Origin of the sequence: Flavobacterium sp. HSC-32F16, assembly GCF_024171645.1 — a bacterium.
Lineage (GTDB): Bacteria > Bacteroidota > Bacteroidia > Flavobacteriales > Flavobacteriaceae > Flavobacterium.
In genome coordinates this window covers 1-2,017 of record NZ_JALKAC010000017.1, presented here as the reverse complement: position 1 = coordinate 2,017, position 2,017 = coordinate 1, and the positions used below count along the sequence as shown (strand labels likewise).

The 2,017-nt window shown below is 47.3% G+C and carries 2 tRNA genes and 1 rRNA gene; all 3 read left to right on the top strand.

Annotated elements, in window-relative coordinates:
* The first annotated feature begins 128 nt into the window (after positions 1–128).
* The 3 genes from L1276_RS25230 (at position 129) to L1276_RS25220 (ending at position 2,008) form a co-directional block, all read left to right on the top strand.
* Positions 129–1,642: ribosomal RNA gene (locus L1276_RS25230) — 16S ribosomal RNA — on the top strand.
* A gap of 124 nt (positions 1,643–1,766) precedes the next feature.
* Positions 1,767–1,840: transfer RNA gene (locus L1276_RS25225), tRNA-Ile, on the top strand.
* A 94-nt stretch (positions 1,841–1,934) separates the two neighbouring features.
* A tRNA-Ala gene (locus L1276_RS25220) sits at positions 1,935–2,008 on the top strand.
* Positions 2,009–2,017 lie beyond the last annotated feature (9 nt).

Here is a 2,017-nt window from a genome sequence, read left to right as displayed (position 1 = left end):
ACACGTTCGTAGACATATTGAATTGACAGCCGTTTTAACAGAGATGTTAAAACAAAAGAATAAGAGTAATGGAATCGAGAGATTCGAAAAGAACCGATAGATATCATCGCAATATAATATTAAAATATACGATGAAGAGTTTGATCCTGGCTCAGGATGAACGCTAGCGGCAGGCTTAACACATGCAAGTCGAGGGGTATAGTTCTTCGGAGCTAGAGACCGGCGCACGGGTGCGTAACGCGTATGCAATCTGCCTTTCACAGAGGGATAGCCCAGAGAAATTTGGATTAATACCTCATAGTATTATAGGATGGCATCATTTTATAATTAAAGTCACAACGGTGAAAGATGAGCATGCGTCCCATTAGCTAGTTGGTAAGGTAACGGCTTACCAAGGCAACGATGGGTAGGGGTCCTGAGAGGGAGATCCCCCACACTGGTACTGAGACACGGACCAGACTCCTACGGGAGGCAGCAGTGAGGAATATTGGTCAATGGACGCAAGTCTGAACCAGCCATGCCGCGTGCAGGATGACGGTCCTATGGATTGTAAACTGCTTTTGTACGAGAAGAAACATCCCGACGTGTCGGGACTTGACGGTATCGTAAGAATAAGGATCGGCTAACTCCGTGCCAGCAGCCGCGGTAATACGGAGGATCCAAGCGTTATCCGGAATCATTGGGTTTAAAGGGTCCGTAGGCGGTTTAGTAAGTCAGTGGTGAAAGCCCATCGCTCAACGGTGGAACGGCCATTGATACTGCTGAACTTGAATTATTAGGAAGTAACTAGAATATGTAGTGTAGCGGTGAAATGCTTAGATATTACATGGAATACCAATTGCGAAGGCAGGTTACTACTAATTGATTGACGCTGATGGACGAAAGCGTGGGGAGCGAACAGGATTAGATACCCTGGTAGTCCACGCCGTAAACGATGGATACTAGCTGTTGGGAGCAATCTCAGTGGCTAAGCGAAAGTGATAAGTATCCCACCTGGGGAGTACGTTCGCAAGAATGAAACTCAAAGGAATTGACGGGGGCCCGCACAAGCGGTGGAGCATGTGGTTTAATTCGATGATACGCGAGGAACCTTACCAAGGCTTAAATGTAGATTGACCGTTTTGGAAACAGAACTTTCGCAAGACAATTTACAAGGTGCTGCATGGTTGTCGTCAGCTCGTGCCGTGAGGTGTCAGGTTAAGTCCTATAACGAGCGCAACCCCTGTTGTTAGTTGCCAGCGAGTCATGTCGGGAACTCTAACAAGACTGCCAGTGCAAACTGTGAGGAAGGTGGGGATGACGTCAAATCATCACGGCCCTTACGCCTTGGGCTACACACGTGCTACAATGGCCGGTACAGAGAGCAGCCACTGGGCGACCAGGAGCGAATCTATAAAACCGGTCACAGTTCGGATCGGAGTCTGCAACTCGACTCCGTGAAGCTGGAATCGCTAGTAATCGGATATCAGCCATGATCCGGTGAATACGTTCCCGGGCCTTGTACACACCGCCCGTCAAGCCATGGAAGCTGGGGGTGCCTGAAGTCGGTGACCGCAAGGAGCTGCCTAGGGTAAAACTGGTAACTAGGGCTAAGTCGTAACAAGGTAGCCGTACCGGAAGGTGCGGCTGGAACACCTCCTTTCTAGAGCCTTAGTGTTAGCTTAATGCACGCTGAGGAAAAAAGATGATTATTTAGAAAGTTCTGGATTTTAAAATTCAATTACTCTTGCTGTTAGTTCAAATACTAAATTTTTAAGTAAAAACAGAGTCTCGTAGCTCAGCTGGTTAGAGTACTACACTGATAATGTAGGGGTCGGCAGTTCGAGTCTGCCCGGGACTACTAATTACTTAAGAAAAAAAAGGAAATTTTAGAGGTTGAGACCTTATGAGCAATAATTCATAACTCATAACTAATAACTCATCACTAAGAAAATGGGGGATTAGCTCAGCTGGCTAGAGCGCCTGCCTTGCACGCAGGAGGTCAACGGTTCGACTCCGTTATTCTCCACAGGTCCCT